Here is a 23,743-nt window from a genome sequence, read left to right as displayed (position 1 = left end):
GGCGGGCGATGCTCGCCGTCCTCATCGTCGCTGCGGTGATCCTCGGCTCGGCGGCCTGCGGGTCGTCGGAGCAGAGCGCCGACCCGATCAAGTCGTCCGGGGTGCTGCGGGTCGGCACCGAGGGCGTCTACTCACCCTTCAGCTACCACGACCCAGCCACCGGTGAACTCGTCGGCTACGACGTCGACGTCGCCAAGGCCGTCGGCCAAAAGCTTGGCGTGAAGGTCGAATTCGTCGAGACGCCCTGGGATTCCATCTTCGCCGCACTCGAGGCCGACCGCTTCGACATCGTGGCCAACCAGGTCACCATCAACCCCGAACGTCAGGCCAAGTACGACCTGTCGCAGCCCTACACCGTCGGCGAAGGCGTCATCGTCACGCGGGCAAACGACGATTCGATCAAGACGCTCGCAGACATCAAGGGCAAGACGGCCGCCGAGAACGCCACCAGCAACTGGTCGGAGGTCGCGCGCAAGGCGGGTGCCACCGTCGAGTCGGTGGAGGGCTTCACCCAGGCCATCACGCTGTTGAACCAGGGCCGCGTCGACGTCGTGATCAACGACAGCATCGCCGTCTACGCCTACCTCGCCGAGACCGGCGACAAGTCGGTCAAGATCGCAGGCACCGTCGGCGAGAAGAGCGAGCAGGGGTTCGCCGCGCGCAAGGACAGCGGCATGCTCCCCGAACTCGACAAGGCACTCGGAGAGCTGCGCGCCGACGGGACGTTGGCCACGATCTCGCAGAAGTACCTCAAGGCCGACTCGACCGGAACACCCGCGTCGACGCCGATCCGCTCCTCGGGAGTCCTGCGGGTCGGGACCGAGGGCACGTACTCCCCGTTCAGCTACCACGACCAGGCCACCGGCGAACTGGCCGGCTACGACGTCGACGTGGCGAAGGCCATCGCCGAGAACCTCGGCGTCAAGGTCGAATTCGTCGAGACTCCGTGGGATTCGATCTTCGCCGCGCTGGAGGCCAACCGCTTCGACGTCGTCGCCAACGAAGTCACCGTCACCCCGGAACGCCAGGCCAAGTACGACCTGTCGGAGCCCTACTCGGTCGGTGAGGGCGTCATCGTCACCAAGGCCGACGACGACTCGATCAAGAGTCTGGCCGACCTGAAGGGCAAGACCACCGCGCAGTCGATCACCAGCAACTGGGCGCAGGTCGCCCGCGACGCCGGCGCCAACGTGGAGTCGGTGGAGGGCTTCAGCCAGGCGATCACCCTGCTGAACCAGGGCCGCATCGACGCCACCGTGAACGACAGCATCGCGGTCTACGCCTACCTCGCCGAGACCGGCGACAAGACGATCAAGATCGCGGCGAAGACCGACGAGAAGAGCGAACAGGCGCTCGCCGCCCGCAAGGACAGCGGCTACCTGCCCGAGCTCAACGGCGCCATCGACGCGCTGCGGTCCTCGGGCAAGCTCGCCGAAATCTCCCAGAAGTACCTCAAGGCCGACGCGACCGGTGCCGGGCAGGCGGGTCAGGCTCCGCAGGCCGGTGGGGCGCAGCAGAACGCGCCGCCGGTGCGCTCGGCGTGGCAGCTGATCCTCGACAACCTGTGGCCGCTCGCGAAGGCCGCCATCACCGCGACCATTCCGCTGACCATCATCAGCTTCGTCGTCGGCCTGGTCATCGCCCTCGCGGTGGCCTTGGCCCGACTGTCGCCGAACGTCATCCTGACCAACGTCGCGCGGTTCTTCATCTCGATCATTCGCGGCACTCCCCTGCTGGTGCAGTTGTTCATCGTGTTCTACGCGCTCCCGCAGCTCGGGGTGAAGATCGACCCGTTCCCCGCGGCGGTGATCGCGTTCAGCCTCAACGTCGGCGGCTACGGGGCGGAGATCATCCGCTCGGCGATTCAGAGCATCCCGAAGGGCCAGTGGGAGGCCGCCGAGACGATCGGCTTCAATTACGTTGGTGCGCTGAAGCGCATCATCCTGCCGCAGGCCGCGCGGGTGGCGGTGCCGCCGCTGTCGAACACGCTGATCTCGCTGGTGAAGGACACCTCGTTGGCGTCGACGATCCTGGTCACCGAACTGTTGCGGCAGGCCCAGATAGTCGCGGCGCCGACGTTCGAGTTCTTCGCCCTCTACGGCACCGCGGCGGCGTACTACTGGGTGATCTGCCTGGTGCTGTCGTTCGGCCAGGGCCGCCTGGAACACCGACTGGAAAGGTACGTGGCGCGATGACCGACAGCACTGACGAGACCGAGACCGACTATCGCGTCGTCGCCGAGGGTGTCGAGAAGGCGTTCGGCGACAACAAGGTGCTCAAGGGTGTGTCGTTCAAGGTCGAGCGCGGCACCGCGACCGCCATCATCGGACCGTCCGGATCGGGCAAGACGACGCTGCTTCGCACGCTGAACGCACTCGACCGGGCCGACGCCGGGGTGATCCGGGTCGACGACGTCGAGATCGACTTCGCCACCCCGACACCCAAGCCCGAGATCCGAAAGTTCCAGTCGCGCAGCGGCTTCGTGTTCCAGGGGCACAACCTGTTCCCCCACAAGACGGTGCTGCAGAACATCATCGAGGGACCGGTGATCGTCCAGAAGCGGCCCAAGGACGAAGCCGTCGCCGACGCGGTCGTCCTGCTCGAGCAGGTCGGCCTGGCCGAGAAGCAGGACCAGTACCCGTTCCAGCTCTCCGGCGGTCAGCAGCAGCGCGTCGGCATCGCCCGCGCGCTGGCGCTGAAGCCCAAGCTGGTGCTGTTCGACGAGCCCACCTCCGCGCTCGATCCCGAGCTGGTCGGCGAAGTGCTCTCGGTGATCAAGGATTTGGCGGTCGAGGGCTGGACGTTGGTGATCGTCACCCACGAGATCCAGTTCGCGCGTCAGGTGTCCAGCCAGGTGCTGTTCACCGATCAGGGCGTCATCCTGGAGCAGGGCACCCCCGCCGAGGTGATCGGCGATCCGAAGGAAGAGCGCACCCGCCAGTTCCTGGACCGCATCCTCAACCCGCTGTAGCGCTTTTCGTGCTCCCCGCGAGCGTGCGTGTCTGCGGGCGACACGCCGATCCATTGTCGGAGTTCACGCACGCTCGCGCGCGTGGTCGAGCAGCAAATCGACTGCGACGGCGGCACTTTGGGCTGCGCTCTCCATGGTCGCCGACCAGTCGGTGTCCGTCCAGTCACCCGCCAACACCAGCGACGGCACCGACGTCCGCTGCGGTGGCCGCAGCGAATCCATGCCGACCACCTGAGAGAACGTAGCCCGTGGCATCTTGACCACCTGCGCCTCGAGCACCTCGGCGGCGACGGCGGACGGGTAGTACCGCCGCAGCAGCGCCATCTGCTCGGCGACGATCTCGTCGCCTGCCTTCTCGATCTGCTCGTAGGCGCCGCTGGTCGTCAGGCAGTACAGCCACCCGCGGTCGGTGCTCCTGCCGTGCATGATCTGCCGGTCGAAGACCTCGTCGATCACACCCGTTCCCCCGATCAGGCCCTCGAACGCCGACTCGGTTCCCAGCGGCCGGTCGAGGTACAGGTTCGTGCTGACGATCGGGGTGTAGCCCAGTTTGTCTGCGGCCGCACATATCTCGGCGTGCTCGGGAAGCTCGTCCAGCAACCCGGCGACGTTGGAGTTGGGGACGGCGCACACCACGCCGTCGGCGGGCACGCGGGATCCGTCGGCCAGCAGCACCCCGGTGACCACACCGTCCTCGATCTCGATCCGCCGTGCCACCGCCCGGTAGCGGACGTCGACGCCACGCTCCTCGAAGACCCGGAGCGCACCGGTGACGAAGAGGGTGTCGAGGTCGACCGTGGGATAGCCGATGGTGACCGGCGTCCGGTGTCGCACTCCCATCCGGAAGCCGGTGGCCATGACCTTGGCGAACACCGCGGCCGAGCCACGCGTCACCGGTTCGGCCGCGATCCCCAGAGCGAGCCAGTCCCACAACGCTTCTCGCGCCGGTGCGGGCATGCCGACCCGGTCGAACCACTGGTCGGTGCTCAGGTCGCCCAGATCGGCGGGTGGATGCAGGGCCTGCCACCCGAGCCGCAGCGTGGCGCGCGCCGCCCGCAGACGGTCGAGCATCCCGGCGTCGGGATGCACGCCGAACAGCGTGCGCACCGCACCCAGGCCCGTCGTCTGCACGACCTTCTTGCGTCCGTCGGGCCAGCGCAGCGTCGACCGCTTGGGGAAGACGACGAGCTCGCGGGTGCCGACGCTGGTCAGGTAGCGAAAGAGGTGCTCATACCCGCTGGCGATGACGTGCTGGCCGTTGTCGGGCAAATCGTCGACCTGCTCGGCCCGCATCGCATGCGTCCGGCCTCCGAGCCGTCCGCGTCGCTCCAGCAGCGTGACGTCCATGCCCGCCTCGGCCAGCCAAACCGCCGAGGCCAGGCCGGCCAGCCCGCCGCCGATGACCACGTAGCGTCCGCCCATTCGTCCAACGTACGCCGTGGACGTCCCCCGCCGTCGGCCCGCGAGCAGTCGCAAATGTGCGCGACACGCCGAGATTTCACGCACGTTTGCGTCTGCTCGCGGCAGGGACGCGGGAAACTGTGGGATGTCACAACCACGAAGCGTCGACGCGGACGTCGTCATCGTCGGAGCCGGGCTCTCGGGAATGATCGCCGCCCGGACGGTGCTCGCCGCGGGATTGACGCCCGTCGTCATGGAAGCCGACGACCGCGTCGGTGGACGCATCCTCACCGAGGACGTGATGCCGGGGGTGAGCGTCGACCTGGGTGCGCAGTGGATCGGCGACACGCACGAACGGATGTTCCGGCTCGCCGACGAGCTCGGCGTCGAGACGTTCCCGCAGTACGACGAGGGCGAGACGTCATACGACCTCGGCGGCTCAGGAGTATTGCGGGAGAACGAATTTCACACCCGCTTCGCCGACGAGCTGGCCGAGCTGGAGCGCGTCCTTCGCCGTCTCGACGAGCTCGCCGCCGACGTTCCCGTCGAGGCACCGTGGCTGGCGCCGCGGGCCGACGAGTGGGACGTCATCAGCGCGGGCACGTGGTACGACAACCAGGGTCTCTCGCCGGTCGCGCGGACGCTGTTGGAGATCTGCACCGTCGGGATACTTGCGGTGCCGACCGTCGAGGTGTCGTTCCTGCACCTGCTCTTCACCATTCAGACCTGCGGCGTGACGGCCGAACTCTTCGCCGAATCCGAGGGCGGCGCCCAGACCACCCGCTTCGTCGGCGGCACCAGCGAGATTCCGCGCCGACTGGCCGCGCTGATCACCGACCACATCGTGCTCGATTCCCCGGTGCAGACGATCGAGCACTCGACGGACGGCGTCGTCGTGCACTGCCGCGGTGGGCTGGTGGCCCGCGGCCGCCGCGTCATCGTGGCCATCTCGCCGACGTTGGCCGGTCGAATTCTCTACGACCCGCCACTGTCGGGGATCCGCGACCAGCTGACCCAGCGGCTCCCCAACGGCTCGGCGATGAAGGCGTTCTTCGTCTACGACGAACCCTTCTGGCGCGCAGACGGTTTCAACGGACAGCTCATCTCCGACGTCGGCCCGGCGCGGATGTCCAACGACACCTGCATTCCCGGCGACGACCACGGGGTGATCCTGCTGTTCCTGGAGGGTGACCAGGCCCGCACCTTCGGACGCCTGCCCCTCGACGAGCGGCGCACCGCGCTGACCGCGGAGTTGGTGCGCCACTACGGCGCCAAGGCGGCGTCGCCCGAGTTCTACGTCGACGGTGAATGGTCGGATCGACAATGGACGCGCGGCTGCTACAACGCCAACCACGGCCCGCACGTGTGGACGACCTACGGGGAAGCGCTGGCGGCTCCGATCGGCGTGATCCACTGGGCGTCCACCGACACGGCCACCCACTGGAGCGCCTACATGGAGGGCGCCGTCGAGGCGGGCGAGCGCGCGGCGCTGGCGGTCGTCGACTCCCTCACCTAGGGCGATTTCGGCGCGTTCATCCGCGCTCACCGCGGGTGAACGCGCCGAAATCACTCACGCAAGGAGCTCAGCGCGGAACCGGGGATGCGCGATCGCCGCCAACGCCTCGGCACGCTCGCGGACGGTCCTGCCCTCCAGCTCGGCGACGCCGTATTCGGTGACGATTACGTCGACCTGGTGGCGCGGCGTGGTGATCACCGCACCGGGACCGAACGACGGCACGATCCGCGACCGCAGCTCACCGTCCTTGGTGAACGTGGACGGCAGGCAGATCAGCGAACGGTCCGCCAACTCGAGCCCGGCGCCCGCAACGAAGTCCTCGGCGCCTCCGATCCCGCTGAACTGCTTGCCGTCGAGGGTGTCTGCGACCACCTGCCCCTGGGCGTCGACCGCCAATGCCCCGTTGACCGAGATCATGTCGGCGTTGGCGCCGATTATCTCCGGTGAGTTGACGATCTCGACCGGGAGGAACGCCACGTCGGAGTTGCCGTCGAGCCAGGCGTAGAGCGCCGGTGAGCCGAACGCGAACGTCGTCACGCTCACCCCCTCGTACTGCCCCTTGCGGTCGTTGGCGACCTTGCCGGCGCGGTGCAGCTTCATGCAGCCGTCGGTGAACATCTCGGTGTGCAACCCGTAGTCCCCGCCGTCGCCCTCGGCGAGCAGGGTCGCGATCTGGTTGGGGATCGAGCCGATGCCCACCTGCAGGGTCGCGCCGGGCCGGATGAAGCCGACGGCGTGGCGCGCGATCGCGTCGTCGACGTCGGTGGGTTCGCCCTCGGGCAGCGCGAACGGTTCGTCGGTCGAGTGGATCAGGACGTCGATCTCGTCGACGTGCAGGGCGTGGCGATGCTCACCAAGCCCAAAGGTCCGCGGGTACGACTCCGACGCCTCGACGATCAAAATTCGGTCGGGATCTGCTCCCGCCCTTCGTAATTCGTCGATCGTGCCGCCGGCGTGCAGCGACAGTGAGCACCAGCCGTCGGCGTCCGGCGGCGTGGCCACCGTCGTCATCACCCGCGGCGCTTGGCGTTCGAGCAGCGGCCCGAAGCGGCGGAAGTCTGCCGGCGTGAACTGGATGTCGGCGCCACCGCCTAGCAACGCCCGCTCCAACGGTCCGAAGAAACCGGACAGGTAGTGCACGCCGGGCCGTGAGAACAACTCCGTGAGGACCGCGAGCAACGCGCCGTAGACCCGGAGGTCGGTCCAGTCCTCCCGCTCGCCGAGCGCCCGCAGGAACGCGGGCGGCTGGCCGGGTCCGAGGGGGATGCCAAGGGTGTCGCGGGGGTTGAGTCGGGCGGCGGCCTGCTCGGCGGTGAGCTCGGTGGGCATGGCGCGACCCTATCCCCCGCCGCGATTTGGGCGCGGAAATCCGCGGTAGGCGCGGCTGAACGCGCCGAAATCGCAGGGGGTTAGAGGGCGAGGGGGAGCGACGCCATCCCGCGCAGCGTGACGTTCGGCCTGTACGGCGGCTCGCCGGCAAGCGTGGCACGCGGGAACCGCCTGGTCACTGCCGTCAACGCCACCCTGGCCTCGAGCCGGGCCAGGGGTGCGCCGAGGCAGAAGTGAACGCCGTGACCGAAGGCCAAGTGCCGCAGGTCTTCTCGTCCTGGATCGAACGCGTCCGGTGCGTCGAACGCCGCCGGGTCACGCTGCGCGGCGGCCAGCAGCAACATCATCGTGTCGCCCTTCGGCACCGTCACGCCACCGATCGTCATCTCCTCAGCCGCCGTCCGCCCGGCCAGCTGAACCGGCGGGTCGTACCGCAGGGTCTCCTCGATGATCGTGGCCGCGCGGCCGGGGTCCTCGGCCAGCGCCGCCCACTGCCCCGGCTCGCGCTGCATCGCCAGGATCGCGTTGCCGATCAGGTTGACGGTCGTCTCGTGGCCCGCGACCAGCAGCAGGTTGCACGTCGCGACGATCTCGTCGGTGGTCAGCTGGTCGCCGTCCTCCTCGGCCGCGATCAGCGCCGAGATCAGGTCCTCGCGCGGGGCCGCCCGGCGCTCCTCGACGAGGCCGGCGATGTAACCCCGCATCCAGTGCCCGGCGTTCATCCGGTCAGCGAAGTTGTCGGGAAGCTCGCCGGTGAAGGTGATGAACGGGTCGAGACCCTGCGCCAGCAGCGCCGAAGCCCGACTGAACTGCGGCTCGTCCTCGATCGGCACGCCGAGCATCCGGCAGATCACGGCGACCGGCAGTGGGTACGCCAGGTCGGCGACAGCGTCCAGGGAGTCACCGCTCACCCGGTCGAGCAGGCCGTCGACCATCGCCACCACGTCGGCCTCCAGCGCCCTGACCCGCTTCGGCGCGAACGCCTGCTGCGCGAGCCTGCGCAACCGGGTGTGGTCGGGCGGGTCCTGGAAGAGGAACCCGGGTTGCCCGAACGGCCGCGGCTCGGCGCCGTTGGCGATCTCGCGCTGCGCGACGGTCGACTTGAGCCGGTCGCTTGCCGACGACGGGTGCCGCAGCACGTCGCCGCAGTCCTGGAACGACGAGAAGACGACCAGATTGCTCTCCGGCATCAGGATCGGTCCGCCGTCGAGGATCTGCCGGTGCACGGGGTACGGGTCGGCCCGGTTCGACGGGTCGAGCAGCTGCATCAGCAGCGCCTGCGGCCCCGCGGTGGTCGTCATCGTTCTATTGTGCGCGCGCCGAGTAGTAGCGACCCAGGACGTGCTCGCGCAGCTCGTCGAACTCACCGGCGGTGATCGCCGCCCTGATCTGGTCGACCATGCGGATGACGAACCGCTCGTTGTGGATGGTGCACAGCGTCGAGGACAGCATTTCCTTGGCCTTGAACAAGTGGTGGATGTAGGCCCGGGTGTAGTTGGCGCAGGTGTAGCAGTCGCACTCGGCGTCGATGGGGGTGAAGTCGCGCTTGTAGCGGGCACCGGTGATGTTGTAACGCCCGTCCGCGGAGTACACCGCGGCGTTGCGCGCGACCCGCGACGGCGACACGCAGTCGAACGTGTCCGCGCCCGCGGCGACGGCGGCGAACAGGTCGTCGGGCTCGCTGATGCCCAGCAGGTGGCGAGGTTTGTCGTCGGGCAGCTCGTCGGTGACCCAGCCGACGATGGTCGCGAGATTCTGCTTCTCCAACGCCCCACCGATGCCGTACCCGTCGAAGCCCCTGCCGTCCTCGTCGCGAATCTCGGTCAGGCCCTTCGCCGCCTGCCTGCGGAGGTCCTCGTACTGAGCGCCCTGCACGACGCCGAACAGGGCTTGGGCCGGCTTGTGCGCCCGCGCGATGCCGAGCCGACGGTGTTCGGCGAGGCAGCGCACCGCCCAGTCGTGGGTGCGCTGAACCGAACTCTCTTGGTAGCCGCGAGTATTCATCAGGGTGGTCAGCTCGTCGAAGGCGAAGATGATGTCGGCGCCGAGCTGATGCTGAATGCCGATGGACACCTCCGGGGTGAACCGGTGGATCGACCCGTCCTTGTGCGAGCGGAAGTTCACGCCGTCGTCGTCGACGTGCGCCAGCCGTTCCTTGCCCTCGGCGATGACGTCGTCGGCTTGGACCCGGTCGGTGTCCATGGAGAGCACCTTCTTGAAGCCGACGCCGAGCGAGAGCACCTGAAAGCCGCCGCTGTCGGTGAACGTCGGACCCGGCCAGTTCATGAAGGCGCCAAGGCCGCCCGCCTCGTCGACGACGTCGGGTCCCGGTTGCAGGTAGAGGTGGTAGGCGTTGGACAGAACCGCTTGAGCGCCAACGTCCTTCATCGACTCGGGCAGCACGGCCTTGACCGTCGCCGCCGTCCCAACCGCCACGAATGCCGGGGTGTGAACGTCGCCGTGCGGGGTGTGGATGACGCCTACCCGGCCGGCTCGTCCTGCCAGTTGGGCCTTGACTTCGAAGTACGGCGGGGTGCTCACCGCTGTACATTCTCACACCCCGGCGATCGGCCGACCCATGAGTATCCGGTCATGTCAGGATGAGGACATGCCGCCCAGGACGCGTCACCCCCGGCGACGCGCCGACGGATTGTCTCCCGAGCGCATCGTCGACGCCGCCGTGGCGATTCTCGACGCCGAGGGGGAGGACGGTCTGACGTTCCGCCGGCTCGCCGACCTCCTCGTCACCGGGCCAGGCGCGATCTACCACCACGTGACGAACAAGGGCGAGCTGCTCGTCGCCGCCACCGAAACCATCCTGGCGTCGGCGACCACCGCGGCAAGCGTCGACGGCCTGCGCGAGGAGGACGCCGTCAGGACGGTCGCGCTCGCGGTGTTCGACGCGATCGACGCACACCCGTGGGTCGGTGCGCAGCTCGCCAATCCCCTGCAGCCTGCGATGGTTCGCCTCTTCGAAAGCATCGGACGCCAGGTTCGGGCACTCGGCGTCCCCGAGGCCGCCTTGTTCTCGTCGACGTCGGCGTTGACGAACTACATCCTCGGCGTCGGCGGGCTCAACGCCGCGAACGCTCGCGCCGTGGAGAACACCAACCGCACCGATGTGCTCGTCACCGTCTCGGCGGCGTGGGCGAATCTCGACGCGGAGGAATATCCGTTCCTCCGGGACGTCGCCGAGCAGATGCGCGAGCACGACGACCGCACCCAGTTCCTCGACGGCATCGACCTCATCCTCGCCGGAATCGGCGCGCTCGGGCGCCGCTCCTAACCCAGGAAACACACGATCGCCTCGGCGAGTTCCTCGCCGGCGTCCTCCTGAAGGAAGTGCCCGGCCCCGTGGATCACGGGGTGTTCGACGCCCTGGGCGCCCCGCATCTCGCTGATGAAGATCGGCGCCATGGCTCCGGTGATCGGATCGCCGTCACTGAAGGCCACCAGCATCGGAGTGGGACTGTCGCGCAACGCCTCCCACGCATGCAGATTGGCAGGGCTCGCGGGGTCGGCAGGCGACGTCGGCACCAGGCCCGGCATCGCGCGCGGACCCGCACAATACGAATCGTCGGGGAACGGCGCGTCGTAACCCGCGCGGACCTCATCGCTCATCCGCCTCAGGCAGCCCGACTGGACGAACCGTCCGACCTCGATCTCGGGCATCTCCTCGATCGCCTTCCGAAACTGCCACCAGATCTCCGGCATGGGCAGATCACCGGTGGGCAGACCCGTGTTGGCGACGACGATGCGGGCGACGCGATCAGGGTTCTCGGCCGCCAGGCGCAGGCCGATGAGGCCGCCCCAATCCTGGCCGACGACCGTCACGCGATCCAAGCCCAGTTCGTCGACGACGAGCGCCCGAATCCACTCGACGTGCCTGGCATAACTGTGGTCTTCGATGCGGGTTGGCTTGTCGGAGCGGCCAAACCCGACCAGATCGGGGCAGATGACGCGGTGGCCGGCCGCCGCCAGAATCGGAATCATCCGGCGGTAGAGATAGGACCAGGACGGTTCACCGTGCAACAACAGCACCGGATCGGCGTCGGCGGGACCGTCCTCGACCCACGCCATCCGAAGGCGTCCGCCCTCTTGGTCGGCGACGTCGCAATAGCGCGGAGGGTAGGGGAAATCCGCCAGGGCGGCGAAACGGTCATCGGGGGTACGCAGCGACTCCATGCTGGTGAACCTACGCCGCACACCGCGGCCGAGCGGACACGCCGGGGCCGGGCAATTCTGGCAATCTCCTGTCCACCGGACAGTATCGCCCGATAATGCGGGGGATGATCCGCTGATCTTGATGGATCGCACCGACAACGAGGAGAACAGACGTGAAGCAGGGTTTGCTGATTGCCGTGGGAGGCGCCGCGCTCGTCGTCGCCGGCCTGGCGGGCTGTTCGTCGGGCGACAAGTCGACGACGGGTTCGTCGAGCTCCAGTTCCAGCTCGAGCTCGAGTGAGTCGTCCTCGAGCAGCTCGAGCGCGGCCTCGACCAGCGCGGAGGCAGCCGCGGCTACCAAGGTCACCATCGACGGACAGCCCAAGGACGTCGGCGGCACCGTCGTGTGCGCCCCGATGGGCGGCAACATGAACGTCGCCATCGGCGAGTCGATGACCGGGATTGCCGCCGTGATCAGCGAATCCGACCCGCCAACGGTCACGTCCGTGGGACTGGGCAACGTCGATGGAATCACCCTTGCGGTGGGCGGCGGCCAGGGCGATGCCACGGCAACCAAGGACGGCAAGACCTACAAGATCACTGGCAACGCATTCGGCATCGACATGGCCAACCCGCTGCAGCCGGCGAAGAAGCCCTTCGAACTCGAGTTCACCTGCCCCTAGGCAGTAATCGGCAGCGACCCGGCGGCGACGTCCCGACATGGGACGTCGCCGTCGTTCGTCGACTTCTTTCTCATCCCGAATGGCCGAACGGGGTTTCGCCCGAGACGGCGCTGGCATACGGTAGCGTCGAGCCGCGCAAGGCGGCGCGGCACACCAGGGGGAGAAGTGGCAAAGCACCGGACGTCGACCAGACGCACTGCCCGCAAGGTCGCGCTCGGCGCGATGGCCGCCTTCGGGTTGTCGGGGTCGCTGGTGCTCGGGCACGCGACCAGCACCACCGCGATGGTCCAACTCACCAACACCGTGATCGGCATCGGCGGCAAGGACGACGCGACGAGCTCCGGCATCCCCACCAAGTTGTCGGGCACGGTGATCCCCAAGACAGGCAACTTCGGCTACTTCGGCGTGCCCTACCCCGCGACGTTCGAGTTGGACAAGAGTCGCGACGCGGCCGTTCCAGTCATCCACGACTATCTGACGAACACGGGCAAGGACGAGGCCCACCTGATCGTCGCCGGCTACTCCCTTGGCGCCTTGGCCGCCGAGCAGGAGAAGCGAAATCTGCAGTTGCTCGCCGAGTCCGACGCACCCTCAGACGAGCAGCTGTCCTTCGTGATGATTGCGTCGCCCTTCGGCGGCAACGGTGGCGTCTTCGGCCGCCTGCCCGGTGTCGGAATCCCCTTCATCACAACCGGTATGGGCCCCGCGCAGCCATCTCGGTACGACACCACCTACGTCGCCAACATGTACGACCCGTACGCCGACTTCCCCGCCTACTTCAACCCGGTCTCACTGCTGAACACCGCGCTGTCGATCCGCTACGGCCACTCCCCCGCGTACTACGACCCGCTCGATCCGGCCTCGTCCTACGCCTACGAGACGACCGTCCACAACCCCGGCACCGGGAGCACCGACAAGTACGTCCTGTACTACAACCCCCACCTGCCGCTGCTGGGTCCGCTGCGCGAGTTGGCGGCGATGACGAACACCACGAAGTTCGCCGAGCCGGTCATCAGCTCCGTCGAACCCCTCCTTCGGGTGCTCGTCGACATGGGCTATACCGACCGCGTGAACGCGAAGCCCGCTACGACGACGCCCTTTTCGCTCTTCACACCGCCAGCCAAGGTCATCGAGGCACTCGGCGCGATCCCCAATGCGCTGGCGCAGGGCGCGGCGAATCTCGCCTCCGGGGGCCACTCCACGGTGACGCCACCGAACCCCCTTGGAAACCTCACGCCGAAGCCGGCGGCTCCGTCGCCGAAACCCCAACTCCTGGAGAGTCCGGCACCGATCGCGCCCGCCAAGGACGTTCCCAAGGTCGAACTCGACGGGAAGTCGGTCAAACCGATCAAGCCGATTCCCGCGGTGACCAAGTTGGCGGCGACAACCACCGACGGTCTGCGGCCGACGGTGACGTCGGGCGGCAACAAGTTCACTCCGGGGGCCGGGACCTCCACCGCGACGGGCACGACGGACACGACCGGCACTACGGGCACTCCCACCTCGCCCGCCACGCCGCCTACCAAGGTGACTCCCACCGCAACCCCGGACACCACGAATAGCCCTGCCGCACAAGAGCCTTCGGCCAACACCAACGCCAGCACCGACGCCGCCGCCTAGGTCGCGTCCGACTCCATGGTGAGGCCGAAGTCGGGCAGGCGCCGGCAGGACAGGTCCAAGTCGACCCGCCGGTAGACCAATTCGCCGTCAGGTGGCTCCTGGTCACTCCGGAACTGGTAGGTCACGCCGTCGCCACGACGCACGAAGCGGATGCTCACCCGACTAGTGTCCACCTCGTGACTGAGCCACAGCCGAGGAGGGCCACCTACGACGACGTCGATGGCATTCGTCGATTGGTTGCGGACGCGTTCGGAAAGTACGTCGACCGGATCGGCAAGCCGCCCGCACCGATGACCGCGGACTACGCGGAACTGATTGACACGTCCCGGGTTTGGGTGATCGAACAGGGGAGCGACGTCGTCGGCGTCCTCGTCACGCAGGCCCAGGCCGACCACCTGCTGCTCGACAGCGTCGCCGTCGCGCCGACGGCCCAGGGCGGCGGCCACGGGCGGGCCCTGCTGGAGCGGGCCGATCAGGACGCGCGCGAACAGGGGCTGCCGGAAGTTCGGTTGTGCACCAACGAGGCGATGACCGAGAACCTCGAGTTCTATCCCCGACGCGGTTTCCACGAGACGGGTCGTGGCGTCCAAGACGGGTACCACCGGGTGTTCTTCGCCAAGGCCGTCACCGCCACCGGGCCTACTTCTCGCAGGTGAACTGGTTGACGTCGACGTAGCCGGCGCGGTAAATGTCCGCACACCCGATGAGGTACCTCGTGTTGCGGTCGTACACCTCTTGCGACTGCACGCGTGTTACCCGGAATCCGCCTGCGGTGGCCGGGTACTTTGGCGAGCTGGGCCTCCTCCAGCGTCAGGTCGCTCTTCACGTGCTGGTCGTCCGGCATCGGCGCCTCCCGTGGTCGACCCGCCTAGGCACGTTGATAACAGAGCAAATGCTCTGTTATCTTTCCGATGTGCCTCGTCCCCGGATCCACGACCGCGACACGGTCTTGGACGCGGCCGAGCGCCTCGCTGTCGAGACCGGCCCGGCGGGTGTCACCACCCGAGCGGTCGCCGCCACCGCGGGAACGTCCAACGGCGCGATCTACCACAGCTTTCGGTCCAGGAGCGACCTGCTCGCGCAGACCTGGCTCCGCGCCGCCCGCGCCTTCCTCGACGTCCAAAACCAGTTGGTCGAGTCGGCTCTCGCCGACGACCGCACCGATCCGGTGTCGGCCGTCGTCGCCGCGGCCGACGCACCCGCGGTGTTCTTCGGCCTGCATCCACAGTCCTCGCGCCTGCTTTTGCGCGTCGACCGCGGCCAACTGCTCGGCGACGACCTGCCCGACGACGTCGTCGCCGACCTCGCCGAATTGGACCGCGCGCTGATCGGGTTGATGATCCGCCTGTCGACGCACCTGTGGAACCGCAAGGACGCCAAGGCCGTCGACGCGATAACGCTGTGCATCGTCGACCTACCCACGGCGATTCTGCTGTCTCGTAACCGAATTCAAGATCCATGGGCCCGAAGGCAACTCACGTCGGCGGTACGCGCCGTGCTCGCCGACGGCCCACCGCCACCCACCACCGAGGAGTAACCCATGCCCATCACCGTGACCTACACCGACGCGGTCGCCGTCCTGAACCTCGGCGACGATGAGAACCGGTTCTCCCTCGGCGCCCTCGACGACATCGAGGGCCTGCTCGACGACGTCGTCTCCTCGGGAGCAGGCGGCCTGGTCACGACCGGCACCGGCAAGTTCTACTCCAACGGCCTCGACCTCGACTGGCTGCTGTCGCACGGCGACCAGATGCAGTCCTACGTCGGACGCGTGCACGCCCTCTTCGCCCGCCTGCTGACGTGCCCGATGCCGACCGCCGCGGCGCTCAACGGGCACGCCTTCGGCGCAGGCGCCATGCTCGCGATGGCCCACGACTTTCGCGTCATGCGTGCCGATCGAGGCTTCTTCTGCTTCCCCGAGGTCGACATCCGCATCCCGTTCACCCCGGGCATGGCCGCGTTGATCCAGGCCAAGCTCACCCCAGCGGCCGCCGTGGCGTCGATGACCACCGGGCGCCGGTTCGGTGGCGGCGAGGCACTGCACTTCGGCATCGTCGACGCGACCGCCGCCGAGGGTTCCGTCGTGGACGACGCGGTCGGGTTGGTCGCGCCGCTTGGCGGCAAGGACGCCGGCACCCTCGGCGCCATCAAGCAGACGATGTACGGCCCGGCGATCGCGGCGCTGGCGACCTGAATCAGAGCATCGTCGGCCTGCCGAAGCTCGCCAGCACCCCCGGCGAATACAACCCGCGCAGACGTTCCCCCGTCGGCTCCACGCCTGCGGCGGTGACCAAGTCGTCGGCCAACTCGACGATTCTGGCCGAGTGAAGCGGAAACGGCACGTGCTCATTGGGCACCCACCAGGTACGGCCACCCTTGCGGGTGTGCGCTCCCCACCTGGCGGTCAGCCATGTTTCCAGCGGCGTCGGCTCGACGACGGGACCCACCTCGACGCCGACCCTGCAGCGGAGTCCGCGGTGCGGCAGACGTCGCACGCTGTCGTAGGTGATGCGGCGGCCGTCACGGGTCAACCGCATCTTCGCCCACGTGTACGGCGTGCCAAGTGCCGTGCGGGTCACCGGCACGACGGCCAACCGCGCGGTCTCCAGCGAGCGGAAGAGCACACCGTGCCTGCCGTCGTCGTCGACCGAGTACAGCCGCACGTTGGTCTCGAGGAAGCGGCCGAAGTACGGAACGGCACGCGGAATGCCCAGCGACAGTTGGCTCATCGCGAACGGCACCAAACCCACGTACGTCTGACCGTCGCCGAAGACGTCGGGCCGGGCGCCGTCGGGAAACATGTGCGCGACGGCGCCCGGGTCGACTGGCCAGTGCACGAAGGTCAGGTCGCCCCAGAACTGCCGCGTGAACACCGGGCGCGGCAAGGCGGGAGCGGTGACGGCGAATCCCTCGGGCAACGATTCCGGCACGTTGCCAATCGTGTCACTAACTGCTGGCGCCTCGGCCGGTCTGCTGTTGCAGTTCGTCGATCATGTCCGACGCCGCCGCCTTCGTCAGGTCCTCGGGAACCTCACGCCCGGCTTCCTGAGCCAACGTGTTCAGATAACTGCGTTGCGGACCGGTCATCGGCTCGTCACCGGTAACCCACTCCGACGTGTCCTTCTCAGCGGTTTCGTTCGGCGCCTGTTGCGCATCTTCGCTCACTGACATCACCTCCACGCCAGGAATATCCGTCGCACGTCTGTTCGAAACCTGTCCGACCGTTTCACGTGCATCGCATTGGGGCATCTTCGAGCAGTGCCGACCGACGAGGAACCCGCCACCACCGACAAGGACGTCAGGCTCGTACGCCTGACGGCAGGCGGTCCGATGATGGTGCAGGGTCCGGTGCGGGTCGAGACGCCCGACGGGTCGACGATCGAATCCGACCGGTTCATGGTGGCGATCTGCACCTGTCGACGCAGCAAGACCTACCCGCTGTGCGACACCAGTCACCGCAAGAAACGCCGCCCGACCCCCTGAGACCTGGCCCACAATGCGGCGCCGAGGCGGTTACCAGATCGTGCGACGGGTACGCAACTTGGGTAGGTGCACCCCGCGCCGAGCCACATCAACGCCGAAGGGGCGAACCCAATATGAGTATCACCACCAATACCTTGATCGCACAGTTGCGTGCGGTGCTCGACCTGACCAACACCGAGATTCAGGTCGCCGAGACCCGCGTCGCCCAGGCCCGCACCGAGGCCGTCCGACGCGAACTGACGCAAAACGCGCAGAATGGCCGCGACCGCGCCGAGGCCATCGAAAAGGCCATCCGCCAGCTCGGCGGCCGTCCCGACGTCATCGGCCCGTTCCTGGGCCGTGCCGCCGCCGCGGTCAAGGCACTCACCGAGCAGGCGCAGCCGTTCGACGAGGCGCTGCTTGGCGACCTCGCGCTTGAGCACCAGCTGTTCGACCGCGCGCGCTACGTCAAGGCTCTCGCCGTTGCCGCCCAGGAGTCCGACGTCGAGGCGCTCGCCTCACGTCTGATCACCGCCCATGCCGCGACCGTCGACTGGCTGACCACCGTCCTCGCCGAGGACGCCCTCGGAGGGCCGGCCGCTCTGCGCCGGACCCCGCTGCAGGCTGCCGCCGGAACCGCCATCCAACTGGTCAACCTGCCGGTGAACTGGTCGGTCCGCAGCTTGGACAAGGCCGTGGACACCGTGCGCGCCACGCCGCTGGCCGTCAGTGAATTGATCAACCGCGGCAAGCGTGTTGGCGACGTGGCCAGCAAGACGGTGTCGGCGTCGCGGGACGCTGCACTCGAGACCGCGGAAGCCGTCATCCGTGAGGGCGGCGCGGAGCGTGCGGCCGACGTCCTGCACTCCGCGCGTGCCGCCACTGGTGCGCTCGACGCCGACGAACTGCCGATCGACGGCTACGACGAGCTCAACGTCTCCGAGGCCGTGAGCGGCATCAAGGCGCTGACCAACCCGGCCGACGTCCGTGCGATCCTCGCCTACGAGGAGGCCCACAAGGCGCGTCAGGGTGTGGTGTCGGCAGCACAGACCCGCATTGCCGCCATCGCCCAGGAAGTCGTCGGCATCAGCTGACCCAGGCACGTACGAAGCCCCGCGGTCCGTCGGATCGCGGGGCTTCGTCGTACGTGGTCATGTGTTGTCCGGCAACCAGTTTCGGACGGCAGGTCGATAGCCTGCCGGCTGGTCGCCGACCTTGACCCCCGGACTGATCAGCTGAGCCTGGTATTCGGGAGTGAACATCCGGTACACCGACTCGGGCGGCACGGCGCTGGCCTCGTCGAGTTTCGCCCTCAGCTCGGCCGGCAGTTCGAAGTCGAGTGCCGCCATGGTGGACCCGAGTTGATCGGCACTGCTCGCCCCGACGATCGCCGAGGAGATGCCGGGCTGGGTGGCCACCCAGTTGACGGCGACCTGAGCCATCGTCACACCCAATTCGTCGGCAACCGACTCCAGCGGCTCGAGCAGTCGCCAATCCCGTTCGGTCAGTGGCAGACCCGACCCGCCGGGGGTACTCAGCCGCCCGTCGCCGGTGAGTCCGTGCTCGGAGTCGTGGCGGTACTTGCCGCTGAGGAAGCCGCCGCCCAGCGGGCTCCACGCCGTGAGCCCCAAGCCGAGCGTGTGCGCCATCGGGACGTGTTCCACCTCGATCTGACGTTCCACCAACGAGTACGGCAATTGCAGGTTGATCATCGGCGTCGACGAATGCGCCCTCGCCAACGTCTGCGCTTGTGCCGCATACCAACTCGGCACATCCGACAAGCCGGCGTAGCGAATCTTGCCCGCCCTCACCAGATCGTCGAACGTGCGCAGGACCTCCTCGACCGGAGTCAGCCGGTCCCAGGTGTGCAGCAGGAACAGGTCGACGTAGTCGGTTCCCAAGCGGCGCAACGAGTCCTCGAGCGCGCGGATCATGTGCTTGCGGCCGTTGCCACCCGCATTCGGGTCGCCATGGGCCACGCTGTTGGTGAACTTGGTGGTCAGCACCACCCGGTCACGCACCTTGGCCTCGGCGATGAGCGTGCCCAGAATCGTCTCGCTCTCCCCGGCGGTGTAGAAGTCCGCGGTGTCGACGAAGTTTCCGCCCTCTTCGAGGTAGCGACGGAAGATGGGGCGACTCTCGTCGAGCGTCTTGCCGTAGGCGGCGTGATAGCCGCCGGTGCCGAAGTTCATGGTGCCCAACGCCAGGCGGCTCACGCGAAGGCCCGAGGTGCCGAGAAGGTAGTACTGATCGAGTGCCATGGTGTCAGCCTGCCCATCCAAAAATGGACCCGCAAGTCCACAATCGGCGGGCGTTTATTGCGTGGCGCCGGGCCCGACGCGGTCACTAGCATTCCCGACATGTCGGCACGCGATCTCGGGCTCTTGGTGTTCGTCGGACCTACCGGTGACCACAACGACCGCGGCATGGCGGGCGCACCGATCGTCGGCCGAGAGCTGAGCCGACGCCTCGGTCTCGAACCGACCGTGATCGGCGAACCACGACCGGCGACGTCGGCACCGTGGGAGCTGGCCCTGCCCGCGGCCGTTCCCGGGCTCGCCGAACTACGAGATGCTCACGGCCACATGATGTCTCAGGGCGAGGTACCCATACTGGCGGCGTCGCGTTGTGCCGCGTCCCTGGCGACGTTGCCGAACGTCGCGGCGCTGCGCCCGGATGCCGTCGTCGTGTGGTTCGACGCCCACGCCGATCTCAACACCCCGGCCGGCTCGACGACCGGCTACCTCGGCGGGCTGGTCCTCAGCGCGGCCGTCGGCTGGTGGGAGTCCGGCCTCGGGTCGGGGCTGGTGCCCGACCGCATCGTGCTTGGCGGGACCCGCGACTTGGACCCACCCGAGCAGGCGCTCGTCGACGAGGGAACCGTCAAGCTCGCCGCCGGCCCGCACCTGTTGGATCACCTCGACCGCTACGTCGGCGACGCACCCGTCTACTTCCACCTCGACTGCGACGTCCTCGAACCGGGCACGGTGCCCACCGACTACCGGGTGCCGGGCGGGCTTGACCTCGACGACCTGGCGGCCGTCGCCCGACGCCTTGGCCAAAACGACGTCGTCGGCGTCGAGATCGCCGAGTTCGAGGCCGCCGACCCCGACGACCACACCGACTACGCCCGACCACTCATCGACGCCCTGATGTCCCTATGGGCGCCGCAGTCCACGCACCTCTGATAGAAAGCAGAGATGGCAGTCACCAGCAGGTCCGGCAAGAGACGTCACTTGCTCGTCCTGCCCGCCGTCGCCGTCGCGTGCCTGGCCGGCCCGAGCGGTGTCGCGCAGGCCGCGCCCGTCTTCGACGTGGACGCCTACGCCCAGTGCACCACGACGGCGCCCGCTCCCGACCAGGACGTCGACGGTTTCATCAGCGCGTGCTGCGTCCAGTATGCGGGCGTCCCAGCCCCCACCAGGTTCGGAATGGGCTGCGCCGCACCGATGCGAGCCGACGCCGGCCCGGACGAGCGGCCGCTGATCGTGCTCCCGTCGCGAGCCCTTCCCGACGATCAGGCCGACGCCGACCTCAACGGTCTGATCGACATGCCCGTCCCCGAGCCGCTGCCCTAACCCGCAGGCGGCGGGGGCGGAGGCGGCAGGATGAGGCCGGGAGGCGGCGTCGGACCGTCCGCCGGGTCCGGCAGGAACTGCACCAATCCCGGTGGGATGACGGTCCCTGGCGGGGGTGCGGTACCCGGCAGCGGCTCACCGAGCTGCTGCTGTGGCGCCTGACCGAGCCCGCCGTAGGTTCTGCCGTCGCGCTGCAAGTCGATCCACCGGCCAAACCAGATGCCCTTGCGGACGTCAGCGTTCTCGTCGCCCGGCGCGACCCCAAACTGAGTCCCCTGCCCCGGCGCCGACGGCACGTCGTTGAGTTGCTGAGCACCGTAGCCGTTGTTGAACACGTTGAGGTTCGGCACGGCGCCCGTGCCGCCGTTGGGTGCCTCGGGGACCGGGTTCTGGCCCAGCAGGCTGTTCTGGTCGAGGCCCACGACCGACGGGGCGCCGAGTGCACCGGGCACCGCAGGCGCGTTGTTCTGCGCCAGCACGTCGAGCCCCGTCGGACCCAGCGCCCCCAGCCCTGGCACCGTTGGCCCAGGAGGCGGTGGGAGGGCGGGGTCCCCGGGAACCGGAAGCGGTTCGGGGGGAAGGTCGTCGGCCACGGCGGTCGCCGGGAAGGCGACCGCCGCTCCGACGGCAGCCAGGCCACACACCGTCGCGACGATGCGATGTCGGTCAATCATTGCCATGTGCCTCGTCCTTGGTGTGGTAGCCGGAAGGTGTTGCGTCAGACGGACTTCGTGATGCCGTAGTAGGCCACCACGTCGTCGGTGTCCGTCGTCGAGCTCGTCAGCGTGGCGTAGGACCGCAGGAACGACTGTCCGACACACCCGTCGACCTTGACGTGGGTGTCCTTCAGCGTCACGCGCACCGGGGCTGCCTTGAACGTCTTCTTGTCCACGGCCACCGTCGACACCGTGCCCGGCTTCGGGTGGATCTCGATGGTGCCCGACAGCGGGAACGACACGCTACCGAGGCCGACGCCGTTGAGGGCGCCGCCTGCGGTGTTGAGTCCCACGCCGACGTTGATGCCGGCCTGGCCGATGAGGCGGACCTGGCCCAGCTCGATGCCGCAGCCGATCTGGTAGCCCGCCTCCAGCGTGCCACCGGCCAGGGTGGTCTTGCCCTTGCCGGTCACGGTGCCGGTGAACGTGCCGCCAACCAGGTATTCACGGGACGACAGCGCGGTGGTCAGCGGTGCGACGGGAAGTTCGGATTCGTTGGTCGCGGCGACGGTCAGGGTCCAGCCGTCCGGGGTGGTGACGACACCAGGCTCGGACGAGCCGACGATCCCGTTGTCCGGCAACGGACCTGGGTCACCGACCGGGGCGACGGCGGGGTCCGGCGGTGGCGGGTCGGCCAGGGCGACGGGCGCGGCGCCCATCGAGAACAGCATGCAAGCCGTAGCCAGCAGGGCAACACGATTCAACATGGCAAAGCCTTTCGAGTTCGGGGAGGGCGGCTGGCTGCTAGACGGACTTGGTGACGCCGAGGTAGGTGATGACGTCGTCGGTGTTGTCGGTCGAGCTGGTCAGCGTGGCGTAGGAGCGGATGAACGACTGTCCCGCGCACTGGTCGGTCTTGACGCGCACCCCGGTGAGGGTGATGCGGGTCGAGGTTCCCTTGAAGGACTTCTTGTCCAGCGCCACGGTGGTGACGGTGCCCGGCTTCAGATACACCTTGCCCTGCAGGCTGATTCCCGCGCTGAACGAGGGGGCACCCAATGCTCCGAACCCGGGTGTGATGCTCGCGCCCGGATTGATCTCGGTCTCGTCGGAGATGATGCCGCAGCCGATCTGCTCGCCGGCTTCCATCGTGCCGCCGCTCAGCTTCGTCTTGCCGCCGCCGGTGATCGTTCCGGTGAACGTTCCCGAGATGAGGTACTCGCGGGACGAGATCGCGGTGGTCAGCGGCGCCACCGGCAGCTGCGTCTCGTTGCTTCCGACGACGTTGAGCGTCCAGCCGTCGGGGGTGGTCAGGGTTCCCGGGGCGGCCGAGGGGACGGCACCGGTGTCCACGGGCGGACCGGGCACGCCGACGGGCTGCACGGCCGGGTCCGGGGGTGGCGGGTCGGCGAGCGCTACGGGCGCCGTCCCGACCGGGATGGCAATGCAAATAGCTGCCAGCGTCGCAAAACGGTTCAACATGAGCGAATCGGCGCCTCTCGTGGTCGAAATCTCGGGCAGATAACGGGTCTGCCGCGGCGAAGCATCCAATGGTCGGGTTGCCGCGCGGTGAACGGAAGGCCAACGGTTGCCGCCACGTTCCCGTCGATCGCGCGCCGCGACGAATACCCGGAAAGTGTTGACTCACAAAGTAATTACGCTCCCTGCAAGCTCACAGCCCGGGTTGGCCGGATGGATCGGCGTTGGACGGCACGTGTTGGCCAGCCGTTCACCAGCTGGACGTTCAACTGGCCCACGGTGGCCGTTGGCACCCGAAAGACGGGATCGTCGGCCTTCCCTGGTTCGACTGCGACACCGACCACCTTGGAGGAAGCCTTGACGTCATCCAGCGCATGGACGCGAGCCGCAGCGGCCTCGGCGATCTGCCTCGGCATGGGATTCTCCCTTGCCCCAACCGCTTTCGCCGACGACACCGCGCCTCCGGACCCGGGAGTGCAGGTTGACGCCGTCCCGATGTCGGACGACGCCGCCCCGGCCGCCGTCGTGGCATGCGGGAACTTCGCTCAGGCGCTTGACGGCGCCGCGACCTACTACGGCGAGTTCTCCGACTCGTTCGAGGGCTCGAACTACAACGACCCGGCCGTGCAGAGCAGCAACGAAGTCGGCAGGACCGCCCTTCGCCAAGCCGCCGGTGTCGCGATGGACTCAGCGGGCACGCCAGGACTCGACCCCAGCGTGGCCAATCCGATGCGGGCATGGTCGGCCGACGCCACCAAGCTCCTCCTCAAGATGGCACTGCGCATTCCGGGCGACAGTCTGAACAACACGGCGACCGAGATGAACACCGACGCCACCAACGCCCAGGAGGCCTGCGCGGCGGCTGGCACGCATGCCTGACATCT

Annotated in this window: 26 protein-coding genes and 1 pseudogene; 14 read left to right on the top strand and 13 right to left on the bottom strand. The window is 68.1% G+C overall.

The window, feature by feature from the left end:
• The first annotated feature begins 8 nt into the window (after nucleotides 1–8).
• Nucleotides 9–2,195: an ABC transporter permease subunit gene (locus tag ASD37_RS30980; protein ID WP_082570201.1), complete on the top strand. Its 2,187-nt coding sequence runs from the start codon at nucleotides 9–11 to the stop codon at nucleotides 2,193–2,195.
• On the top strand, nucleotides 2,192–2,971 hold the full coding sequence (locus ASD37_RS15460) for an amino acid ABC transporter ATP-binding protein (protein ID WP_056552396.1): 780 nt from the start codon (nucleotides 2,192–2,194) through the stop codon (nucleotides 2,969–2,971). The genes ASD37_RS30980 and ASD37_RS15460 overlap by 4 nt, the downstream gene beginning before the upstream one ends.
• A gap of 63 nt (nucleotides 2,972–3,034) precedes the next feature.
• Here the strand turns inward: ASD37_RS15460 and hpnE are convergent, their stop codons facing one another.
• Nucleotides 3,035–4,393, bottom strand: a complete 1,359-nt coding sequence (gene hpnE / locus ASD37_RS15455; protein ID WP_056552393.1) for a hydroxysqualene dehydroxylase HpnE — start codon at nucleotides 4,391–4,393, stop codon at nucleotides 3,035–3,037.
• Between the two features lie 124 nt (nucleotides 4,394–4,517).
• Here hpnE and ASD37_RS15450 point away from each other — a divergent pair, with 124 nt between their 5' ends.
• Nucleotides 4,518–5,888, top strand: a complete 1,371-nt coding sequence (locus ASD37_RS15450; protein ID WP_056552390.1) for an FAD-dependent oxidoreductase — start codon at nucleotides 4,518–4,520, stop codon at nucleotides 5,886–5,888.
• Nucleotides 5,889–5,942: 54 nt separating this feature from the next.
• Here the strand turns inward: ASD37_RS15450 and ASD37_RS15445 are convergent, their stop codons facing one another.
• From ASD37_RS15445 to tgt, 3 genes are all read right to left on the bottom strand, one after another.
• Complete coding sequence (locus ASD37_RS15445; RefSeq protein WP_056552387.1) at nucleotides 5,943–7,217, bottom strand: acetyl-CoA hydrolase/transferase family protein; 1,275 nt, start codon at nucleotides 7,215–7,217, stop codon at nucleotides 5,943–5,945.
• Nucleotides 7,218–7,297: 80 nt separating this feature from the next.
• Nucleotides 7,298–8,518 carry a cytochrome P450 gene (locus ASD37_RS15440; protein ID WP_056552384.1) on the bottom strand — a complete coding sequence of 407 codons (1,221 nt, stop codon included), beginning with the start codon at nucleotides 8,516–8,518 and terminating at the stop codon, nucleotides 7,298–7,300.
• Between the two features lie 4 nt (nucleotides 8,519–8,522).
• Nucleotides 8,523–9,758, bottom strand: coding sequence for a tRNA guanosine(34) transglycosylase Tgt (tgt, locus tag ASD37_RS15435; RefSeq protein WP_056552381.1), 1,236 nt, complete (start codon nucleotides 9,756–9,758; stop codon nucleotides 8,523–8,525).
• Between the two features lie 67 nt (nucleotides 9,759–9,825).
• Between tgt and ASD37_RS15430 the strand changes: the two genes are divergently transcribed.
• Nucleotides 9,826–10,503, top strand: a complete 678-nt coding sequence (locus ASD37_RS15430; protein ID WP_056552378.1) for a TetR/AcrR family transcriptional regulator — start codon at nucleotides 9,826–9,828, stop codon at nucleotides 10,501–10,503.
• Here ASD37_RS15430 and ASD37_RS15425 read toward each other — a convergent pair.
• Nucleotides 10,500–11,402: a haloalkane dehalogenase gene (locus tag ASD37_RS15425; protein WP_056552376.1), complete on the bottom strand. Its 903-nt coding sequence runs from the start codon at nucleotides 11,400–11,402 to the stop codon at nucleotides 10,500–10,502. The two genes, ASD37_RS15430 and ASD37_RS15425, sit on opposite strands and share 4 nt — an antisense overlap.
• 152 nt (nucleotides 11,403–11,554) lie before the next feature.
• On the opposite strand from ASD37_RS15425, the gene ASD37_RS15420 reads away from it, so the two are divergent.
• Entirely contained in the window at nucleotides 11,555–12,064 is a 510-nt protein-coding gene (locus tag ASD37_RS15420) for a lipoprotein LpqH (protein WP_056552374.1), read from the top strand.
• Between the two features lie 165 nt (nucleotides 12,065–12,229).
• Nucleotides 12,230–13,684, top strand: a complete 1,455-nt coding sequence (locus tag ASD37_RS15415) for a PE-PPE domain-containing protein (protein WP_056552372.1) — start codon at nucleotides 12,230–12,232, stop codon at nucleotides 13,682–13,684.
• On the opposite strand, the gene ASD37_RS31500 is transcribed toward ASD37_RS15415, so the two are convergent.
• Nucleotides 13,681–13,842 carry a hypothetical protein gene (locus ASD37_RS31500; RefSeq protein WP_156720891.1) on the bottom strand — a complete coding sequence of 54 codons (162 nt, stop codon included), beginning with the start codon at nucleotides 13,840–13,842 and terminating at the stop codon, nucleotides 13,681–13,683. The genes ASD37_RS15415 and ASD37_RS31500 overlap by 4 nt on opposite strands.
• 18 nt (nucleotides 13,843–13,860) lie before the next feature.
• Between ASD37_RS31500 and ASD37_RS15410 the strand changes: the two genes are divergently transcribed.
• Nucleotides 13,861–14,340 (top strand): GNAT family N-acetyltransferase, encoded by a 480-nt coding sequence (locus ASD37_RS15410; protein WP_056552369.1) that lies wholly within the window; start codon nucleotides 13,861–13,863, stop codon nucleotides 14,338–14,340.
• Here the strand turns inward: ASD37_RS15410 and ASD37_RS31495 are convergent.
• A pseudogene (locus ASD37_RS31495) lies at nucleotides 14,324–14,431 on the bottom strand (SAM-dependent methyltransferase); the annotation flags it as partial. The gene ASD37_RS15410 and the pseudogene ASD37_RS31495 overlap by 17 nt on opposite strands.
• Nucleotides 14,432–14,597: 166 nt before the next feature.
• Between ASD37_RS31495 and ASD37_RS15405 the strand changes: the two are divergent.
• Together ASD37_RS15405 and ASD37_RS15400 are read left to right on the top strand one after the other, a co-directional pair.
• Nucleotides 14,598–15,221, top strand: a complete 624-nt coding sequence (locus tag ASD37_RS15405; protein ID WP_056552366.1) for a TetR/AcrR family transcriptional regulator — start codon at nucleotides 14,598–14,600, stop codon at nucleotides 15,219–15,221.
• 3 nt (nucleotides 15,222–15,224) lie between these two features.
• Nucleotides 15,225–15,878, top strand: a complete 654-nt coding sequence (locus ASD37_RS15400) for an enoyl-CoA hydratase-related protein (RefSeq protein WP_056552363.1) — start codon at nucleotides 15,225–15,227, stop codon at nucleotides 15,876–15,878.
• Between the two features lies 1 nt (nucleotide 15,879).
• On the opposite strand, the gene ASD37_RS15395 is transcribed toward ASD37_RS15400, so the two are convergent.
• Together ASD37_RS15395 and ASD37_RS15390 are read right to left on the bottom strand one after the other, a co-directional pair.
• Nucleotides 15,880–16,614: a YqjF family protein gene (locus ASD37_RS15395; protein WP_056552360.1), complete on the bottom strand. Its 735-nt coding sequence runs from the start codon at nucleotides 16,612–16,614 to the stop codon at nucleotides 15,880–15,882.
• Between the two features lie 16 nt (nucleotides 16,615–16,630).
• Nucleotides 16,631–16,855, bottom strand: a complete 225-nt coding sequence (locus ASD37_RS15390) for a DUF3072 domain-containing protein (RefSeq protein ID WP_370072974.1) — start codon at nucleotides 16,853–16,855, stop codon at nucleotides 16,631–16,633.
• A 159-nt stretch (nucleotides 16,856–17,014) separates the two neighbouring features.
• Here ASD37_RS15390 and ASD37_RS15385 point away from each other — a divergent pair, with 159 nt between their 5' ends.
• Entirely contained in the window at nucleotides 17,015–17,167 is a 153-nt protein-coding gene (locus tag ASD37_RS15385; RefSeq protein WP_082570199.1) for a CDGSH iron-sulfur domain-containing protein, read from the top strand.
• 113 nt (nucleotides 17,168–17,280) lie between these two features.
• Nucleotides 17,281–18,240, top strand: coding sequence for a ferritin-like domain-containing protein (locus tag ASD37_RS15380; protein ID WP_056552356.1), 960 nt, complete (start codon nucleotides 17,281–17,283; stop codon nucleotides 18,238–18,240).
• 57 nt (nucleotides 18,241–18,297) lie between these two features.
• Here the strand turns inward: ASD37_RS15380 and ASD37_RS15375 are convergent, their stop codons facing one another.
• Complete coding sequence (locus tag ASD37_RS15375) at nucleotides 18,298–19,407, bottom strand: aldo/keto reductase (protein WP_056552354.1); 1,110 nt, start codon at nucleotides 19,405–19,407, stop codon at nucleotides 18,298–18,300.
• 99 nt (nucleotides 19,408–19,506) lie between these two features.
• Between ASD37_RS15375 and ASD37_RS15370 the strand changes: the two genes are divergently transcribed.
• Together ASD37_RS15370 and ASD37_RS15365 are read left to right on the top strand one after the other, a co-directional pair.
• The gene (locus tag ASD37_RS15370; protein ID WP_056552352.1) at nucleotides 19,507–20,334 is read left to right on the top strand and encodes an arginase family protein; all 828 of its coding nucleotides are present in this window, start codon (nucleotides 19,507–19,509) and stop codon (nucleotides 20,332–20,334) included.
• A 12-nt stretch (nucleotides 20,335–20,346) separates the two neighbouring features.
• Nucleotides 20,347–20,724 carry a hypothetical protein gene (locus ASD37_RS15365; protein WP_056552346.1) on the top strand — a complete coding sequence of 126 codons (378 nt, stop codon included), beginning with the start codon at nucleotides 20,347–20,349 and terminating at the stop codon, nucleotides 20,722–20,724.
• Here the strand turns inward: ASD37_RS15365 and ASD37_RS15360 are convergent.
• From ASD37_RS15360 to ASD37_RS15350, 3 genes are read right to left on the bottom strand one after another with little or no spacing between them, the layout of a single operon-like run.
• Nucleotides 20,721–21,404, bottom strand: a complete 684-nt coding sequence (locus tag ASD37_RS15360) for a hypothetical protein (protein WP_056552344.1) — start codon at nucleotides 21,402–21,404, stop codon at nucleotides 20,721–20,723. The genes ASD37_RS15365 and ASD37_RS15360 overlap by 4 nt on opposite strands.
• Nucleotides 21,405–21,442: 38 nt before the next feature.
• The gene (locus tag ASD37_RS15355; protein ID WP_056552341.1) at nucleotides 21,443–22,147 is read right to left on the bottom strand and encodes an MspA family porin; all 705 of its coding nucleotides are present in this window, start codon (nucleotides 22,145–22,147) and stop codon (nucleotides 21,443–21,445) included.
• Nucleotides 22,148–22,184: 37 nt separating this feature from the next.
• Nucleotides 22,185–22,862: an MspA family porin gene (locus tag ASD37_RS15350; RefSeq protein ID WP_056552339.1), complete on the bottom strand. Its 678-nt coding sequence runs from the start codon at nucleotides 22,860–22,862 to the stop codon at nucleotides 22,185–22,187.
• Between the two features lie 210 nt (nucleotides 22,863–23,072).
• Here ASD37_RS15350 and ASD37_RS15340 point away from each other — a divergent pair, with 210 nt between their 5' ends.
• On the top strand, nucleotides 23,073–23,738 hold the full coding sequence (locus ASD37_RS15340) for a hypothetical protein (protein WP_370072970.1): 666 nt from the start codon (nucleotides 23,073–23,075) through the stop codon (nucleotides 23,736–23,738).
• Nucleotides 23,739–23,743: the final 5 nt, after the last annotated feature.

Origin of the sequence: Mycobacterium sp. Root135, assembly GCF_001426545.1 — a bacterium.
Classification (GTDB): Bacteria; Actinomycetota; Actinomycetes; order Mycobacteriales; family Mycobacteriaceae; genus Mycobacterium.
The sequence above is the reverse complement of the archived record's forward strand: the minus strand, read 5'-3'. Positions and strand labels throughout refer to the sequence as shown.

What these genes read in the sequence shown, in the direction of transcription:
- ASD37_RS15375 (WP_056552354.1), bottom strand. Translation starts at nt 19,407, where the DNA reads ATGGCACTCGATCAGTACTACCTTCTCGGCACCTCGGGCCTTCGCGTG.
- ASD37_RS15370 (WP_056552352.1), top strand. Translation starts at nt 19,507, where the DNA reads ATGTCGGCACGCGATCTCGGGCTCTTGGTGTTCGTCGGACCTACCGGT.
- ASD37_RS15425 (WP_056552376.1), bottom strand. Translation starts at nt 11,402, where the DNA reads ATGGAGTCGCTGCGTACCCCCGATGACCGTTTCGCCGCCCTGGCGGAT.
- ASD37_RS15450 (WP_056552390.1), top strand. Translation starts at nt 4,518, where the DNA reads ATGTCACAACCACGAAGCGTCGACGCGGACGTCGTCATCGTCGGAGCC.
- ASD37_RS15380 (WP_056552356.1), top strand. Translation starts at nt 17,281, where the DNA reads ATGAGTATCACCACCAATACCTTGATCGCACAGTTGCGTGCGGTGCTC.
- ASD37_RS15340 (WP_370072970.1), top strand. Translation starts at nt 23,073, where the DNA reads ATGGATCGGCGTTGGACGGCACGTGTTGGCCAGCCGTTCACCAGCTGG.
- ASD37_RS15385 (WP_082570199.1), top strand. Translation starts at nt 17,015, where the DNA reads ATGATGGTGCAGGGTCCGGTGCGGGTCGAGACGCCCGACGGGTCGACG.
- ASD37_RS15460 (WP_056552396.1), top strand. Translation starts at nt 2,192, where the DNA reads ATGACCGACAGCACTGACGAGACCGAGACCGACTATCGCGTCGTCGCC.
- ASD37_RS15430 (WP_056552378.1), top strand. Translation starts at nt 9,826, where the DNA reads ATGCCGCCCAGGACGCGTCACCCCCGGCGACGCGCCGACGGATTGTCT.
- ASD37_RS30980 (WP_082570201.1), top strand. Translation starts at nt 9, where the DNA reads ATGCTCGCCGTCCTCATCGTCGCTGCGGTGATCCTCGGCTCGGCGGCC.
- ASD37_RS15445 (WP_056552387.1), bottom strand. Translation starts at nt 7,217, where the DNA reads ATGCCCACCGAGCTCACCGCCGAGCAGGCCGCCGCCCGACTCAACCCC.
- ASD37_RS15355 (WP_056552341.1), bottom strand. Translation starts at nt 22,147, where the DNA reads ATGTTGAATCGTGTTGCCCTGCTGGCTACGGCTTGCATGCTGTTCTCG.
- ASD37_RS15440 (WP_056552384.1), bottom strand. Translation starts at nt 8,518, where the DNA reads ATGACGACCACCGCGGGGCCGCAGGCGCTGCTGATGCAGCTGCTCGAC.
- ASD37_RS15400 (WP_056552363.1), top strand. Translation starts at nt 15,225, where the DNA reads ATGCCCATCACCGTGACCTACACCGACGCGGTCGCCGTCCTGAACCTC.
- ASD37_RS15390 (WP_370072974.1), bottom strand. Translation starts at nt 16,855, where the DNA reads ATGTCAGTGAGCGAAGATGCGCAACAGGCGCCGAACGAAACCGCTGAG.
- ASD37_RS15365 (WP_056552346.1), top strand. Translation starts at nt 20,347, where the DNA reads ATGGCAGTCACCAGCAGGTCCGGCAAGAGACGTCACTTGCTCGTCCTG.
- ASD37_RS15360 (WP_056552344.1), bottom strand. Translation starts at nt 21,404, where the DNA reads ATGGCAATGATTGACCGACATCGCATCGTCGCGACGGTGTGTGGCCTG.
- hpnE (WP_056552393.1), bottom strand. Translation starts at nt 4,393, where the DNA reads ATGGGCGGACGCTACGTGGTCATCGGCGGCGGGCTGGCCGGCCTGGCC.
- ASD37_RS15350 (WP_056552339.1), bottom strand. Translation starts at nt 22,862, where the DNA reads ATGTTGAACCGTTTTGCGACGCTGGCAGCTATTTGCATTGCCATCCCG.